Annotated in this window: 13 protein-coding genes and 1 other RNA gene; 10 read left to right on the forward strand and 4 right to left on the reverse strand. The window is 40.2% G+C overall.

Annotation, left to right across the window (positions count from 1 at the left end):
• Positions 1–10: 10 nt before the first annotated feature.
• Positions 11–1,300: a CDP-glycerol glycerophosphotransferase family protein gene (locus tag I4V44_RS10805; RefSeq protein WP_022381306.1), complete on the forward strand. Its 1,290-nt coding sequence runs from the start codon at positions 11–13 to the stop codon at positions 1,298–1,300.
• A gap of 207 nt (positions 1,301–1,507) precedes the next feature.
• Positions 1,508–4,396: a CDP-glycerol glycerophosphotransferase family protein gene (locus I4V44_RS10810; RefSeq protein WP_118575783.1), complete on the forward strand. Its 2,889-nt coding sequence runs from the start codon at positions 1,508–1,510 to the stop codon at positions 4,394–4,396.
• A gap of 139 nt (positions 4,397–4,535) precedes the next feature.
• Here I4V44_RS10810 and sigG read toward each other — a convergent pair whose 3' ends face one another.
• Together sigG and I4V44_RS10820 are read right to left on the reverse strand one after the other, a co-directional pair.
• Positions 4,536–5,315 (reverse strand): RNA polymerase sporulation sigma factor SigG, encoded by a 780-nt coding sequence (gene sigG / locus I4V44_RS10815; RefSeq protein ID WP_008703529.1) that lies wholly within the window; start codon positions 5,313–5,315, stop codon positions 4,536–4,538.
• 219 nt (positions 5,316–5,534) lie between these two features.
• Positions 5,535–5,789 (reverse strand): YlmC/YmxH family sporulation protein, encoded by a 255-nt coding sequence (locus I4V44_RS10820; RefSeq protein WP_008703528.1) that lies wholly within the window; start codon positions 5,787–5,789, stop codon positions 5,535–5,537.
• Positions 5,790–6,069: 280 nt separating this feature from the next.
• On the opposite strand from I4V44_RS10820, the gene nrdR reads away from it, so the two are divergent.
• Positions 6,070–6,519, forward strand: coding sequence for a transcriptional regulator NrdR (gene nrdR / locus I4V44_RS10825; RefSeq protein ID WP_008703527.1), 450 nt, complete (start codon positions 6,070–6,072; stop codon positions 6,517–6,519).
• Positions 6,520–6,655: 136 nt separating this feature from the next.
• Here the strand turns inward: nrdR and gdhA are convergent, their stop codons facing one another.
• Positions 6,656–7,990 (reverse strand): NADP-specific glutamate dehydrogenase, encoded by a 1,335-nt coding sequence (gdhA, locus tag I4V44_RS10830; protein ID WP_008703526.1) that lies wholly within the window; start codon positions 7,988–7,990, stop codon positions 6,656–6,658.
• A gap of 585 nt (positions 7,991–8,575) precedes the next feature.
• On the opposite strand from gdhA, the gene I4V44_RS10835 reads away from it, so the two are divergent.
• The 5 genes from I4V44_RS10835 (at position 8,576) to I4V44_RS10855 (ending at position 12,877) form a co-directional block, all read left to right on the forward strand.
• Positions 8,576–9,937 (forward strand): citrate/2-methylcitrate synthase, encoded by a 1,362-nt coding sequence (locus I4V44_RS10835; protein ID WP_008703524.1) that lies wholly within the window; start codon positions 8,576–8,578, stop codon positions 9,935–9,937.
• 94 nt (positions 9,938–10,031) lie between these two features.
• A complete protein-coding gene (locus tag I4V44_RS10840) occupies positions 10,032–10,535 on the forward strand; it encodes a YqeG family HAD IIIA-type phosphatase (RefSeq protein ID WP_008703523.1) in 504 nt (167 codons plus the stop codon).
• Positions 10,532–11,056, forward strand: a complete 525-nt coding sequence (locus tag I4V44_RS10845) for a shikimate kinase (RefSeq protein WP_008703521.1) — start codon at positions 10,532–10,534, stop codon at positions 11,054–11,056. Before I4V44_RS10840 ends, I4V44_RS10845 begins: the two co-directional genes overlap by 4 nt.
• 143 nt (positions 11,057–11,199) lie before the next feature.
• The gene (gene efp / locus I4V44_RS10850; RefSeq protein ID WP_008703519.1) at positions 11,200–11,757 is read left to right on the forward strand and encodes an elongation factor P; all 558 of its coding nucleotides are present in this window, start codon (positions 11,200–11,202) and stop codon (positions 11,755–11,757) included.
• A gap of 112 nt (positions 11,758–11,869) precedes the next feature.
• The gene (locus I4V44_RS10855) at positions 11,870–12,877 is read left to right on the forward strand and encodes an aldo/keto reductase (RefSeq protein ID WP_118586446.1); all 1,008 of its coding nucleotides are present in this window, start codon (positions 11,870–11,872) and stop codon (positions 12,875–12,877) included.
• Between the two features lie 35 nt (positions 12,878–12,912).
• On the opposite strand, the gene ssrA is transcribed toward I4V44_RS10855, so the two are convergent.
• Positions 12,913–13,261, reverse strand: a transfer-messenger RNA (tmRNA) gene (gene ssrA / locus I4V44_RS10860).
• A gap of 406 nt (positions 13,262–13,667) precedes the next feature.
• On the opposite strand from ssrA, the gene I4V44_RS10865 reads away from it, so the two are divergent.
• Entirely contained in the window at positions 13,668–14,348 is a 681-nt protein-coding gene (locus I4V44_RS10865; RefSeq protein WP_020993968.1) for a response regulator transcription factor, read from the forward strand.
• Positions 14,345–15,889: a sensor histidine kinase gene (locus tag I4V44_RS10870; RefSeq protein ID WP_118586449.1), complete on the forward strand. Its 1,545-nt coding sequence runs from the start codon at positions 14,345–14,347 to the stop codon at positions 15,887–15,889. The genes I4V44_RS10865 and I4V44_RS10870 overlap by 4 nt, the downstream gene beginning before the upstream one ends.
• Positions 15,890–16,027 lie beyond the last annotated feature (138 nt).

The following is a 16,027-nucleotide window of genomic DNA, read 5'->3' on the forward strand; positions in this document are numbered from 1 at the left end:
GGAGCCAGATATGAAAAAAAGAATAAAAAAGAAAATAAAAAAACTGAAAAAATCCATTAACAAGATTAACAAGGTCAGAGTTCAAAAGGGAAGAAAAGCCATGTTGCAGGAGACATGGGCAACTGTGACCTATGGATTATATGATAATCGCAAGATCAGACGCCTTAAGAAATTCCCCCCTGCACTTGTAGAGAATAGAATGCTCTTTGAAACAAATGATGATTTTACGGATAATGGTCGTGCTTTGTTTGACTATCTTATTGAGAAAGGATACAACAAAAAGTATGAGATTGTATGGCTGGTCCATGAACCGTCTAAATATAAAGAATATCAGTTTGAAAATGTGAAATTTGTGCAGAACTTTAAGAAAGGTTCCACGATCCGAAGAGCAGAAGCATATAAATATGCACTGACATCAAAATATATTTTTTACACCCAGGCTTTTAACTGGATTGGTATGTCGAGAAGAAATCAGCTCTTTATCGATCTCTGGCATGGCTGTGGTTACAAGGCAAATAAGAACGGGCGTAAGGTTTTCTTTGATTATTGTCTGGTACCGGGGGACATTTTCATTAAGACCAAAATGGAATTTTTTGGATGTACTTCCAAAAAACTGCTCTCGTTTGGATATCCCCGTTATGATATGATGCTTAAGGGCAGTGAACGTGCAGATGAATATAAAAAGAAACTTCTGAAGGAAACAGACAGCGAGAAACTGATCCTGTGGATGCCAACCTACAGACATGCTTCCAGTGAGCGTCTGAACGAGGAAACCTTAAATAATGAATTCAATATTCCTATCATTGATGATGCAGATAAGCTTCTGGAACTGAATAAGTTCTGTAAGGAGAATCATATTCTTATTGTTATCAAGAAGCATTACCTTCAGGTACCTTATGATTTTGGTGAGAATGTCCTTACCAATATTGTTTATCTGGAGAACAGAGATCTTGCGGATAACGGACTGCAGCTTTATGAGTTTATCAACTGTTCGGATGCGCTGGTTTCTGACTATTCTTCTGTTGCGATCGATTATCTGCTGTTAGACAGACCGCTTGGATTCACACTGGATGATTATGAGGCTTATACGGAATCCAGAGGATGGGTGTTTGATGATCCGCTGGAATATATGCCTGGCGAACATATGTATAATATGCAGGATTTTGAGAATTTCATCCTGGATATTAAAAACGGAAAAGATAATTATAAAGAACAGCGTGCCAGTGTAAGAGCAAAAACACATAATGTGTGTGACAATTACTGCCAGCGTGTGTTGGATTATTTTAACATTACAATGTAATGATATTATAGCAATTCTATAAATTACTGCAAACAATCCAGTCCATCATAGCGTGAAGTCCTGCGTCAGATATCTTTGCCGTGCGTCAGCACGCCTGCAGATATCTTCCTTGTCCTTCACACTCTGCTGAACTGTCTTGATTGCATTATTTTATGGAATTGCTATAGGATACAGATATCAGAAAGTCATAACAGGAGAAAAAGATAAATGAAAATATGTATTTGGTGCACCAAGATATTTGATCTTGGCGGAACTAAGCGAGTTGTCACACTTCTTGCGAATGAACTTGTAAAAGAGCATGATGTGACGATCATGGTATATCAGGACAGATTTAAAGAAGACCGGAATATGTATCATATGAGTGAGGATATCAAGGTTGACTTTATTGATAATAATGAGTTTGTCAATCGACATCATACACCGGCTTTCTGCTGGCGTTATCTTGTTCAGAAACTGAATGCCAAATATGGGATTTTTAATAAAGAAAAATATAATGATATTCTGGCAGATGCGATTTTCCCGAAAAAGACCAGAGAAAAATGGGTAAAATATTTAAATGAGCAGAATTATGATATTATTATCACAACTGCAAGTTTAAGCCTTCGTCTGGGTATGCTGGCGCCGGAGCTGAATGCAAAGACAATCGGATGGCAGCATAACTGTTATGCCGGATATCTTGATGTTCCTAATGTCGTATTTTGGAAACAGGAATGTCTGCTCCAGGAATATCTGCCGAAGCTGGACAGATACATTGTTCTCAGTGACTATGATAAGCGCGATTACAAAAAATTTCTGGATATTGATACAGAAGTTAAAATTAATCCCCGAAGCTTCGTGAGTGAGAGAAAATGCGACCCAAAATCCAAGCGTTTCCTTATGGCTACACGATTTGTATATGCCAAGGGTCTTGATCTGATGATGGAATCTTTTGAAGAGTTCTGTAAGCAGGATGATGAATGGCAGCTGGATATTATCGGAGCCGGTGATCTCTGGAATCAGATTGTGGCGGATGCAAAGAGACGTGGTATTGAGGACAGAGTTAATTTTGTCGGTTATACAAATGAGCCGGAGAAGTATTACCTGAATTCTTCTGTTTTCCTTCTTCCGTCCAGGTGGGAAGGATGGCCGATGGTTATCATGGAAGCCTTTGAATTTGGTCTTCCTGTCATCGCATTCCATACAGGAGCGATGGATCTGATCATCGATGATGGAAAAACAGGATACCTGCCGGAAGCTTTTGATACAAAGAAATTTACAGATGCGATGCTGAAGCTGGCACATGATGAAGAACTCCGCAGAGAGATGTCCAGAAATGCAATCTGGAAATCTGAAGATTTTGCCATTGAGAAGGCAGTTAAAGAGTGGAATCGTCTTTTTAATCGTGTAATGGGAATCAAGACCTTTTATATGAAAAATGAAGAACAGATTCTGGAGTGCAGGGAGAAATATCCGCTTAGAACCAGCTATGCCGAGTTTGTAAAGGAATACCAGATAAGAGATAATACAATTCTTTATGAAGCTTTTGGCGGACGTGGTATGATCTGTAATCCTTATGCTCTGTTTTTGTATCTTCTTGAAAAAGAAGAGTATCAGGATTATACCCATATCTGGGTGCTTGAGGACTTCGAGGATAACAGAAAACAAATTGAAAAATACGAAAAATATCCGAACGTGCGATTTGTAAAATATAAATCAAAGGAATACTGTAAAGAACTTGCGACAGTGAAATATCTGGTAAATAATGTAAGCTTTCCAAGCTATTTCCTTAAAAGAGAAGGTCAGGTACTGATCGATACCTGGCATGGAACTCCTCTGAAGAATATGGGATTTGATATTCCGGGAGCAAATATTTCTCAGGGAAATACAGCAAGAAATCTGCTCAGTGCAGATTATATAGTTTCCTCCGGACCTTATATGACAAAGACAGCATACAAAGATTCGTATAAAATGCAGAATCTGTATGAAGGCACAGTGCTGGAAGAGGGCTTCCCGCGTAATGATAAGCTTTTTGACAGTGACAGAGCAGAAGTGATACAGGAACTTAAGGATTGCGGAGTGGACGTAAAGGAAGATAAAAAGATTATTCTTTATGCACCGACATGGAGAGGCGAACAATACAGCCGTCCGGATACAGATTTGCAGGATGTCTATAAGCTGATCAATGTAATGGAGAACAGTATAGATACAAATGAATATCAGATCTTTGTCAAGCTTCATCAGATCGTATATCACTATATGAAAGAGAATGCCATGGAACCTGGTGATGCGCAGACAAAATTTATTCCTGCAACAATGGATACAAATGAGATTTTGTCAGTGACAGATGTACTGATTTCTGATTATTCCAGTATTTTTTATGATTTCATGCTGACAGGAAAACCGATTCTGTTTTATGTGCCGGATGCGGAGAATTTTGAAGATTACAGAGGTCTGTACTTCGGATTTGACAAACTTCCGGGACCGGCAGTGTCTACCCCTGAGAAGCTTGGTGAACTTCTGAAGGATCTTCCGGGAGTGGCTGCTTCCTGTAAAGAGAAGTATGAAAAAGCAAGAGAACAGATATGTCCGAGAGATGATGGAAAAGCATGCAAACGTATAGCAGAAGTCCTGCTTGATGGAAAAGAACCGGTAAATCCGATATATCTGAATCAGACAGATAAAGTAAAACTTCTGGTATATGCAGGAGATTTCAGTGATACACAGGAGACAGAGGCATTCTATGAATTTCTGAACAAAGTGGATTATGAGCATTTTGATGTGACGTTGATCGGGAATGGTGCAAAAGAAGAGGAGTCTTCTGAGAAACTGGATAGTCTGCCAAAAGAAATCAGGGTTTTATACTGGAAGCGTTCCTACCCGGCTACGGACGAAGAATATGTATGTCATAAAAAATTTATGAAATCTAAGAAAACAGAAGTGCCGGAGATGCTTCTGGATTTTTACAGGCGTGAGCTTCGTAGGATGATCGGAATGTCAAAGTTCGACTATGCTCTGGTATTTACTGATATGAAGAAGTTCTTTCCTGCAATGTCAGGGGCTCTGGATGTGAAGCAGATATTTAATATAGAAAACTGGCAGAATTTGTTGAAGTGTTAAAGCTTCATTAAAGCTTCACAGACGGATCAGAACTTCATTGGAAAGAGGCGGAAAACGGTATATTTTAAAAGATATGTAAGGCAGTCTGGCAGGTATTGGGCCAGGCTGCTTTTCTGAATACGGATCTTGAATTATCATTTTATGGACGCAGATAATTACGCATGGATTTCAGTGCATTTTTTTCGAGACGACTGACCTGTGCCTGGGAGATGCCGATTTCCTGAGCTACTTCCATCTGCGTCTTTCCTTCGTAGAAGCGCAGTTCTATGATATGCTTTTCGCGGCTGTTCAACCTCTGCATAGCTTCGCGGAGAGCAAGATTTTCAATCCAGCGTTCTTCTTTGTTTTTTTTGTCACTGATCTGATCCATGACATAAAGAGTATCACCGCCTTCTGTATAGACCGGTTCAAAGAGACTCACAGGATTTTGGATAGCATCAAGGGCATATACGATCATTTCTTTTTCGATACCAATTTCCTGTGCAATTTCGGTAACTGTAGGTTCTTTCAGGTGCTGTTTCATATAATTTTCGCGGGTATAGATTGCTTTGTATGCAATATCACGAAGAGAACGGCTGACGCGGATACTGTTGTTATCCCTGAGATATCGCCTGATTTCGCCTATGATCATTGGAACTGCATAAGTGGAAAATTTTACCTGTAAAGTGGTATCAAAGTTGTCAATGGCCTTGATCAGACCAATACATCCGATCTGAAAAAGGTCATCGGCATTTTCGCTGCTGTTCTGAAATCGTCGTATTACGCTGAGAACAAGACGTAGATTTCCTTTAATGTACAATTCACGTGCCTGTTCATCGCCGTTTTTGATCCGTCTGAACAGTTCCGCTTTTTCTTCTGCTGTAAGAACAGGAAGTTTCGACGTATTGACTCCGCAGATTTCAACTTTGTTCAGTGCCATCTTATTGAATCCTCCTTATTATCTCTGGATGTAAACCGACTATTCGCAGATATGAGCCAGGATCCTCCGAAATCATTTCAGGAAATAAAAAAAGGACAGTGGCTGCCGAATAGTTGTCATATACTTCAGTAAGAATGATTCTCATATAGCAGTGGATTTATACTTTGACCGGGAAAATATAAAAAATATAGGTCCTTGACAATTCTCTGCGGTGAAATATCAGCCTTTATGGAAACATTTTTCTTCGTCTATTTTCACAAGGATGATATCGTCCCCGATCTGGCTGATACATTCCCAGGGAATGATATATTCATTATCACGTCCGAACAGGCAGCAGAATCTTCCGGGGCCTGGAAGTATAAGGGCAGTGAGCTGACTGCTTTTGCAGTCAAATTCCGCATCAATGGGACATCCGAGACTGCGGCAGGTACAAATATTAATTACTTCTTTTTGCTTTAATTCACAGATTTTCATAAATCAGATACAGTCCTTCCGGTTAAAATCAGACTGTCGTGCCAATGCTTTCAGAATCTGATATGCGTTTGATAACAATTTATGTATTTTTGCAAAAATTTATGCAAGTCCTTTTATTGACACCTTAAATAGAAATACAGTATAATAAAACTATATATAACTGTTTGTATTTGTGTTACTGAGAATGGAGTGAACAGTAACGTATTTGTAGCCGTTTAACCGAATCAAGTATATAGTACATAAGCAGAAAACAGTAATACGAATTAAAGGGGGACGTCGTATGAAGTGTCCATTTTGTAATCAGGATAATACGAGAGTAGTTGATTCCAGACCGGTAGAAGATACCAATTCTATCCGTCGCCGTCGTTTGTGTGATGCCTGCGGAAGGAGATTTACCACATATGAAAAGGTGGAAAGTATTCCGCTTACTGTGATCAAAAAAGATCAGAACAGAGAACAGTATAATCGCAGTAAAATTCAGTCGGGAATTCTGAGAGCCTGCTATAAAAGACCAATATCCATAGATAAGATTGAAGAGATGATGGATGCCATAGAGGGAGAAATCTTTAATACCGAAGAGAAAGAGATTTCCAGCACCAGAATTGGTGAGATCGTTATGGAACATTTGAAAGATCTGGATGCAGTTGCTTATGTACGTTTTGCGTCTGTATACAGAGAATTTAAAGATGTCAGTACTTTTATGGACGAGCTGAAGAAGTTTATGAATTAAATAAGAGTTCTGTGTGAACAGTAATGTATGAATGCTCTGTGTGAAAGGATTTACGGGCAAATATAAAGAGCCGACGAGAATAATATCCCGCCGGCTCTTTATGTGTATTTTTATGGGGGTAATTAACTAAAATAAATTAAACAATACCCTGAGCGATCATAGCATCTACAACTTTCTCGAAGCCTGCGATATTAGCGCCTGCAACATAGTTGCCTTCCATATCATAACGCTTGGAAGCATCATCAACTTTATGGAAGATATCAACCATGATCTGATGAAGTTTTGTATCAACTTCTTCTGCTGTCCAGGAAAGTCTTGCAGAGTTCTGGCACATTTCAAGTGCGGAAGTAGCAACACCACCGGCATTAGCTGCTTTACCAGGCATAAATGTTACACCGTTTGCCATAAGGTAATCAGTTGCCTCGCGGGTAGTAGGCATATTTGCACCTTCTGCAACATATTTGCATCCGTTTGCAATAAGGATCTTAACAGCATCAAGGTCAAGTTCATTCTGAGTTGCGCATGGAAGATAGATATCACATTTGATGTTCCAGATACCTTTTCCTTCTGTATAAGTAGCGCCTTCTACGCGATCTGCGTATTCTTTGATACGTCCACGTTTTACTTCTTTGATATCTTTAACGATGTCAAGTTTGATTCCTTCCGGATCATAGATATATCCGTTGGAGTCGCACATAGCAACAACTTTACCGCCAAGTTCGGCAGCTTTCTCTACTGCGTAGATGGCAACATTACCGGAACCTGTTACGATGAGAGTTTTACCGGAGATTGTGTCGTTTTTAGCTTTAACCATTTCGTTCAGCATATATACAAGACCATATCCTGTAGCCTGTGTACGAATCAAAGATCCACCGTAGGAAAGACCTTTACCTGTGAGAACACCCTCGTATAATCCGCGGTTTCTCTTGTACTGTCCGTACAGATAACCAATCTCACGTCCGCCTACACCGATATCACCTGCAGGAACGTCCATGTCAGCACCGATATATTTGGAAAGTTCTGTCATAAAGCTCTGGCAGAATGCCATAACTTCTCTGTCAGATTTTCCTTTAGGATCAAAGTTTGAACCACCTTTACCGCCACCGATCGGAAGACCTGTAAGGGAGTTCTTGAAAATCTGTTCGAAACCTAAAAATTTAAGGATTCCCTGGTTTACTGACGGATGGAATCTTAAACCACCTTTGTATGGTCCGATCGCACTGTTGAACTGTACACGATAACCTTTGTTTACCTGTACAACACCTTTATCGTCTACCCACGGAACTCGGAAAGAGATGATTCTTTCAGGCTCAACAAGACGTTCCAGAATGGAAAGCTTGCGGTATTTCTCTTCATTTTTGTCGATTACGACTTTAAGGGAGTCTAAAACTTCCTTTACTGCCTGATGGAATTCAGGCTCATTTGGATTCTGTGCTACGACTCTTTCGTATACTTCTTCAGTATAAGACATTATGATTTCCTCCTCGTCCATCGTATAATTATTTTTTAAATCGACGTTATTATACACTAAAGTGTTACAAATGGAAAGAGCCAAATGAAAATTTTTTTATGAAAATTTTTTGAACAAAATTTGTACTTGCGAAATGGCGCCAAGTATGAGAAAATGTTAAAAATCATCCATACAATTTATAGCAATTTCTAAAAAATACAGTATATTTATAAAAACTGCATAAATTCGCACTGTACGTTTCGGTTCTTATATTGCCATGTATCCGTAAGAAACTGCAAATGGAAAGTCAAGCGGATATTCGCAATCCGCTTCGCTACTTGCTCATAACCGAATAACTGCTTCGCAGGACAGTAGTGCGTGAACAGTAAGTGGCAATCTGGAATGAATTTTGGCTACGTTACTGTGAACGGAGTGAACAGTAACAATCTGGTTTTTTATGTTCAGAAACAGAATATATAAGATGTAGACCGAAAGAGAAAAAAATGCTATAATATTTACAGAGATGTGCATCTGCAAATTGTTGCGATGACAGAAACGAGGAGGGAATCATTATCGAGAGAATTGTGAAGAAAGGAGATTTATTACATGGCGGGATTTAAAACCAAAGTAACACCTGAAATTGAAAATCTGACGGAGGTTTGCAAGGAACATACAAGTCTGGATCTTTCTCTGTATGCAAAATATGATGTGAAGAGAGGTCTTCGTGATATTAATGGAAAAGGGGTTCTTGCAGGCCTGACTCAGGTTTCTAATGTGAAAGCCACAAAGATTGTTGATGGCAAAGAAGTTCCATGTGCTGGAAGTCTTTCCTACAGAGGATATGATATCAAAGATCTTACCAGGGGATTTATCGAAGATGACAGATATGGATTTGAAGAAGTTACCTATCTTTTATTATTTGGCAGTCTTCCGGATAAGAAACAGCTTGCAGATTTTACACAGCTTCTGGCAAATCAGCGGTCACTTCCTACAAATTTTGTGCGTGATGTTATAATGAAGGCCCCGAGCAAGGATATCATGAACGGGCTTTCCAGAAGTGTGCTTACTTTATATTCTTATGATACCAACCCTGACGATACATCTTTGCCGAATGTGCTCAGACAGTGTCTGAATCTGATCAGTGTATTTCCGCTTTTATCTGTTTATGGATATCAGGCTTATAACCATTATATTAAAGATAAGAGTCTCTATATCCATAATCCGAAGAAAGAACTTACCACAGCAGAGAACATTCTGAGAATGCTTCGCCCGGATAAGAAGTATTCACATCTGGAGGCAAAGATCCTGGATATTGCGCTTATCCTTCATATGGAACATGGCGGAGGTAATAACTCTACATTCACAACTCATGTGGTTTCCTCATCAGGAACTGATACATATTCTGCGATTGCCGCAGCACTTGGCTCATTAAAGGGACCAAAGCATGGCGGTGCCAACATTAAAGTTGTCAGGATGTTTGATGATATGAAGAAGGAAGTTAAGGACTGGAAGGATGAAGACGAGGTCCGGACATATCTGAAGAGACTTCTTCATAAAGAGGCATTTGACCGGAAGGGACTGATCTATGGAATGGGACATGCGATTTATTCAGTGTCTGATCCGCGAGCTGAAGTTTTCAAGGCATATGTGGAAACTCTGGCAAGGGAAAAAGGCAGAATGAAAGATTATGCCCTGTATTCTATGGTGGAACGTCTGGCACCTGAAGTAATTGCAGAAGAGCGTCGTATTTATAAAGGTGTAAGCGCCAATGTAGACTTTTATAGCGGTTTTGTGTACAGTATGCTGGATCTGCCACTGGAATTATATACACCGATGTTTGCAGTTGCACGTATCGTAGGATGGAGTGCGCACCGTATGGAAGAGCTCATTAATGCAGATAAGATCATCCGTCCGGCATATAAGAATGTTCTGGAACCGGCAGTATATGTTCCTCTTAATGAACGCTGATCATAATGATTCAGTATTTCGGGGACAGCGTACTGTTAGACACTTATCGCTGATCTTGTTTTCAGAAAAATATAAATAAAGGAAATGACTACGGATGTTTAATTGCTTTTTTCCGGATGAATATCTGGATTCTACCTATGTGATAAACTTCGATGATCTGTATGCGCAGGGATACAGAGGACTTCTGTTTGATATAGATAATACTCTGGTACCTCATGGTGCACCGGCAGATGAGAGAGCATGTGCGTTGTTTGCACATCTGAAGGAACTTGGATTTAAATGCTGTTTTCTGTCAAACAACCAGTACGAGAGAGTTTCTTCTTTTAATGATGCGATAGGAGCGCAGTTTATCGAGAATGCACACAAGCCTTCAACAAAAAATTATATCAGGGCAATGGAACTTCTTGGGACAGACAGAAGTAATACAGTTTTTATAGGAGATCAGCTCTTTACTGATATATATGGTGCGAAACGCACAGGAATCCGGAATATTCTGGTGAAACCACTCAATCCGAAAGAAGAGATTCAGATTGTACTGAAACGATATCTTGAAAGAATTGTACTATATTTTTACCGCAAAGAGGAGGGGAATTCATGAACCATATTGTTATCATAGGATTTATGGGTTCAGGTAAGACAAGAGTAGGAAAACGGCTGGCAAAAGATTTCAATCTTCCTTTTGTAGACGTTGACCGCGTAGTATCAAAGAAGATGAACCTTACAATGAAAGAAATCTTTGACAGATTCGGAGAACCATTTTACAGAGCTCTTGAGACAACTGTGATCAAGGCACTGATCGATGATCCGGAACAGAAGATCATTTCTCTGGGGTCCGGTCTTCCGATGCAGGAACAGAATGCAAAATATATTAAAAAACTGGGAACTGTAGTATATTTGAAGGGATCTTATGCAACGTTGAAGAAGAGACTGGAAAATTCCAGCAGCAATCCTCTGATCGAGGGAGAAGACAAAGAAGATAAGATCAGAAAACTTCTTAAACAGCGCGATCCGGTTTATACAAAGTTTGCAGATGTTGAGATGATCACAGGAGACAAGCCATTTGAGGATCTGATTGGTCAGCTTGAAGAAAAATTAAAAACATGTGTAAAAAATAGTTGAAAAAAACAGCAGAATATTATAAAATTAAATAAGAGTGTGTCACAAAACTGAGAAAAGCATGAGAGGGACACACACTTTGAACGGCTGTTGTTGTCAAAAGACACAGCATTGCTGAACTGTACTATTAAGGAGGAAATATAACTATGATTTCAGCAGGTGATTTCAAAAACGGTATCACACTTGAAATTGACGGAAACGTATGTCAGATTGTTGAATTCCAGCACGTAAAACCAGGAAAGGGTGCTGCTTTCGTAAGAACAAAATACAAAAACATTATTACAGGAGCAGTTCTTGAGAAATCTTTCCGTCCAACAGAGAAATTCCCGGCTGCACGTATTGAGCGTGTAGATATGCAGTATCTGTATGATGATGGTGATCTGTACTACTTTATGAACGTAGAGACATACGATCAGGTTGGTCTTACAAAAGATCAGGTTGGAGATTCTCTTAAATTCGTTAAAGAGAACGAGATGGTTAAGATCTGTTCCCACAACGGAAATGTATTTGCTATTGAGCCTCCTCTGTTCGTAGAACTTGAAGTTACTGAGACAGAGCCGGGATTCGCCGGAAATACAGCACAGGGTGCCACAAAACCGGCTACTGTAGAGACAGGTGCACAGGTTCAGGTTCCGCTGTTTGTTAACCAGGGCGATAAACTGAAAATTGATACAAGAACAGGAGAATATCTTTCTCGAGTATAATCAGGATGAAACCAGTTGTTTTTTCTGATTAACAGTTGTAAAGAGATAATCAGACTGCCATCGGTAAGATCCGGTGGCAGTTTTTATCTTTGATTGGAATAGGAGAAAAAATATGGAATACGTAACACTTGGAAAAACCGGTCTCAGGGTTTCCAGAATGGGCCTTGGCGGGATACCGATCCAGAAAATTGATGCGGAAGGAACAAAGACACTGCTGCATAAGCTAGCAGACCGGGGAGTAAATTATATTGATACAGCCAGAGGATATACGGTCAGTGAAGAATATCTGGGATATGCACTGGAAGGTATCAGGGACAGATTTATAATTGCCACAAAGTCCATGGCACGTACAAAGGAAGCCATGGCTGAAGATATTGAGAAGAGTCTTCATAATCTTCGTACAGATCATATTGAATTATACCAGGTGCATAATCCGAGTATGGAACAGCTTGATCAGGTGCAGGCGGCCGGTGGTGCCCTTGAAGCACTGCAGGAGGCAAGAGCAGCAGGAAAAATCGGACATATTGGTCTGACCGCTCATTCTGTGGAGGTTTTTGCCCGGGCTCTGGAGCTTGACTGGGTGGAAACTATTATGTTTCCATATAATATTGTAGAGAGTCAGGGGGAAGAGCTGATCTCAAAATGTGAGGAGAAAAACATCGGCTTTATTGATATGAAACCTCTGGCCGGTGGTGCAATTGAAAATGGAACGCTGGCATTGCGTTATGTCTGTTCGAATAAGAACGTTACTATTGTGATCCCGGGAATGGCGGAAGAGAGGGAAATCGAGGAGAATATAAAGGCCTGTCTTGATGATTCTCCGTTAAGCGAGAAAGAACTGGAGGAAGTTCAGACAGTACGGAATCAGCTTGGAACAAATTTCTGCCGCAGATGTAATTACTGTGCTCCATGCAGTGTGGGAATCGATATTTCGGGTGTGTTCCTGTTCGCAGGCTATCTTAACCGTTACGGGCTGGGAGACTGGGCAAGAAACCGTTACAGTTCTCTTGCGGTGAAGGCTTCCGCCTGTATAGAATGCGGCAAATGTGAAACCAGATGTCCGTACCATCTGCCAATCCGCGAAATGCTGAAAGAATGTGCACAACAGTTTGGTGAATAAAAAACATCCACAGGGAATTACCCTGTGGATGTTTTTTATGGACCTGGCGGGAATTGAACCCGCGTCCGAAAGCCTATTCATTGAGGCATCTCCCATCACAGTCGCTGTTTTAACATTCCCTTGGATGTACGCCCACCGACAGGCTTACAACCTTAGTAGCTTCATGATACATCTACCGGGGCAAAGCTTACCCGGCAAGGTTTCTCACATGGTCGACGTCAGATTCCTGAAGTGTGAGTGCATCAGGGCTGACGAGCAGCAATTAGGCTGCTAACGCGTACTGTTCGTCTGCGTTTATATTTAGTTTCCCGGTTGGTACGCAGTCTGGGAGTCTGCGGATGGCTTCCCCAACTTCAAAGCCCCCGTCGAAACCAGTACAAGCCCTGAAAATGAGTCTGCAACGCTGTTTTTTCATAAAATAGCACTGGTGATGAGACGAAAGCACTTTTTAATATTGATATATCATTCATTATATAAGATATATCGACTGATTAACAGTATAGAAATAAAAACAGAATTTGTCAAGAAGATTTTTATATTTGGGCCTGCTTGGTGTTGTGAACAGCAATACTTATAATTTTTCTGTCATATGTTCACAAATCTTACATAAATCTCTGTTATAGTAACCATATGAAAGATAAAATCTGTTGCTGAGGGCGATTTTCCCGGATTTTGCGCTGTGGCTGTAAAGGCGCTGAACAGTCGTGGATTTTAACAATACTCGGAAAACAGTATAAATAAAAAGTAAAAACTGTTTCGGAAAATAATGAAGAAAAACGGAGGGGATCAAATGGATACATTAAAAATCCTGGTGGTGGATGATGAGAGCCGCATGAGAAAGCTGGTAAAGGATTTCCTGACAAAGAAGAATTTCCAGGTACTGGAAGCCGGTAATGGTGAAGAAGCCATGGATATCTTTTATGAGGAGAAGGACATCGCACTGATCATTTTGGATGTCATGATGCCGAAGATGGATGGATGGGAAGTTTGCCGTGAGATTCGCAAGAACTCAAAAGTTCCGATTATTATGCTGACTGCAAGAAGTGATGAGAGAGATGAGCTTCTTGGATTTGATCTGGGGGTAGATGAATACATCTCTAAACCATTCAGTCCGAAAATCCTTGTTGCAAGAGTGGAGGCAATTCTGAGACGTACAGGTCAGAATAATCCGGAAGATGTGATTTCAGCAGGCGGCATTGTTATAGATAAAGCAGCACATCTGGCTACTGTGGATGGTAAGCCTATGGAACTGAGCTTTAAGGAATTTGAACTTCTGACATATTTTCTGGAGAATCAGGGAATCGCACTTTCCAGAGAAAAGATCCTGAATTCTGTATGGAATTATGACTACTTTGGAGATGCCCGTACGATTGATACCCATGTTAAGAAGCTCAGAAGTAAAATGGGAGATAAAGGTGAATATATAAAGACTGTATGGGGTATGGGATACAAGTTTGAGGTAGACGAATGACAGGAAACGGAAAAACAGATAAAAAATTTCATACTCTGCAACATCAGATTTCAGTAGTGTTTATATGTCTGTTACTGCTTTCGATCTTTACCATTACTCTGATCAATGGTCTTTTTCTTGAAAAATATTATGTATCCAAAAAAGTAGAAGTGCTGGAGGAGGCAAAAGAAGTGTTGTCTCAGATGAATCTGGATGACATCCTGCAGTATGATACAGATATAGAAGAGGACAAAAAAGGGGCAACAGATGAGATTTCGGATGAGATTGAGAGGAGCAGTTCCAGAAATAACCTTACCTGGATCATAGTAAATGAGGAAAACAGTGGTTATTATTACTGGGGAGAGAATAATATGGCAAAAATGCTCCGCAGTAAGCTGTTTGGGTATATTAATAATCTGGATCAGGATATGCAGCACAGTCGTGTGCTCAAAAAGACAGATACCTGTACCATGTGGCAGGTGCATGATCGCTTTGCAGGCATGGAATATGTGGAATGCTGGGGACAGTTTGATAATGGTTACTATTTCCTGATTCGTTCTCCTCTGGAAAGTATTAAGGAAAGTGCATCTATTTCCAACAGTTTTTACTTCATTGTAGGAATAATCATAATTGTGGTCAGCGGTATTGTGATTCTTGTGATGACAAATCGTATTACCCGCCCGATCAGTGAACTGACCAAATTATCAGAGAAGATGTCTGATCTGGATTTTGATGCCAGATATCAAAGCAGGGCAGGTAATGAGATTGATGTACTTGGCGATAACTTTAACAAAATGTCCAGAAAACTTGAGAGCACGATCTCAGAGTTGAAATCGGCTAATAACAAGCTTCAGAAAGACATAGAAGATAAGATTAAAATTGATGAGATGCGTAAGGAATTTCTTGATAATGTTTCTCATGAGCTGAAAACTCCTATTGCATTGATCCAGGGATATGCAGAGGGGCTGAATGAAAATATTTCCGATGATCCGGAAAGCAGGGAATTTTACTGTGAAGTTATTATGGATGAGGCTTCAAAGATGAACAAGCTGGTCAAAAACCTGCTGACGCTGAATCAGCTGGAGTCCGGTAAAGATGCCCCGGTGATGGAAAGATTTGACATTGTATCCCTGATCAGGGGTGTACTTGGTTCTATGCATATTATGATCGAACAGAAAGAAGCAACTGTGATTTTTGAAGAAACAGAACCTGTATATGTATGGGCGGATGAGTTTAAGATTGAAGAGGTTGTGACCAATTATACAAGCAATGCACTGAACCATCTGGAAGGAGAACGAAAAGTAGAAATTAAGGTTCTTCAGGAAGAGGACTGTGTGAAAGTAACCGTATTTAATACAGGTACTCCGATTCCGGAAGAGGATATCCCAAATCTCTGGAATAAATTCTACAAAGTAGATAAGGCCCGGACAAGAGAATATGGCGGAAGTGGTATCGGACTTTCAATTGTTAAGGCAATCATTGAGAGTATGAACCAGAAATATGGGGTATGCAATTATGATAATGGCGTGGAGTTCTGGTTCACTCTGGATTGCAGGCAGTGATAAGATATCCGGGTATTGTGAACGGAGTGAACAGTAACCGGTAGTATGACCGGAATAAAAACAGACAGAAGCAAAGAAAGCACTTTGCAACTGTCTGTTTTTGGGTTATACTGTATTGGAGCGTTTTGATCGGATATT

Source organism: Blautia sp. 1001283B150304_161114_C9, from assembly GCF_015668165.1.
In the GTDB taxonomy this organism is placed as follows: domain Bacteria; phylum Bacillota; class Clostridia; order Lachnospirales; family Lachnospiraceae; genus Blautia_A; species Blautia_A wexlerae.

Coding starts and splice junctions, on each gene's coding strand:
- I4V44_RS10805 (WP_022381306.1), top strand. CDS start 11: ATGAAAAAAAGAATAAAAAAGAAAATAAAAAAACTGAAAAAATCCATT.
- I4V44_RS10810 (WP_118575783.1), top strand. CDS start 1,508: ATGAAAATATGTATTTGGTGCACCAAGATATTTGATCTTGGCGGAACT.
- sigG (WP_008703529.1), bottom strand. CDS start 5,315: ATGGCACTGAACAAAGTTGAAATCTGCGGAGTCAATACGTCGAAACTT.
- I4V44_RS10820 (WP_008703528.1), bottom strand. CDS start 5,789: ATGAAAATCTGTGAATTAAAGCAAAAAGAAGTAATTAATATTTGTACC.
- nrdR (WP_008703527.1), top strand. CDS start 6,070: ATGAAGTGTCCATTTTGTAATCAGGATAATACGAGAGTAGTTGATTCC.
- gdhA (WP_008703526.1), bottom strand. CDS start 7,990: ATGTCTTATACTGAAGAAGTATACGAAAGAGTCGTAGCACAGAATCCA.
- I4V44_RS10835 (WP_008703524.1), top strand. CDS start 8,576: ATGGCGGGATTTAAAACCAAAGTAACACCTGAAATTGAAAATCTGACG.
- I4V44_RS10840 (WP_008703523.1), top strand. CDS start 10,032: ATGTTTAATTGCTTTTTTCCGGATGAATATCTGGATTCTACCTATGTG.
- I4V44_RS10845 (WP_008703521.1), top strand. CDS start 10,532: ATGAACCATATTGTTATCATAGGATTTATGGGTTCAGGTAAGACAAGA.
- efp (WP_008703519.1), top strand. CDS start 11,200: ATGATTTCAGCAGGTGATTTCAAAAACGGTATCACACTTGAAATTGAC.
- I4V44_RS10855 (WP_118586446.1), top strand. CDS start 11,870: ATGGAATACGTAACACTTGGAAAAACCGGTCTCAGGGTTTCCAGAATG.
- I4V44_RS10865 (WP_020993968.1), top strand. CDS start 13,668: ATGGATACATTAAAAATCCTGGTGGTGGATGATGAGAGCCGCATGAGA.
- I4V44_RS10870 (WP_118586449.1), top strand. CDS start 14,345: ATGACAGGAAACGGAAAAACAGATAAAAAATTTCATACTCTGCAACAT.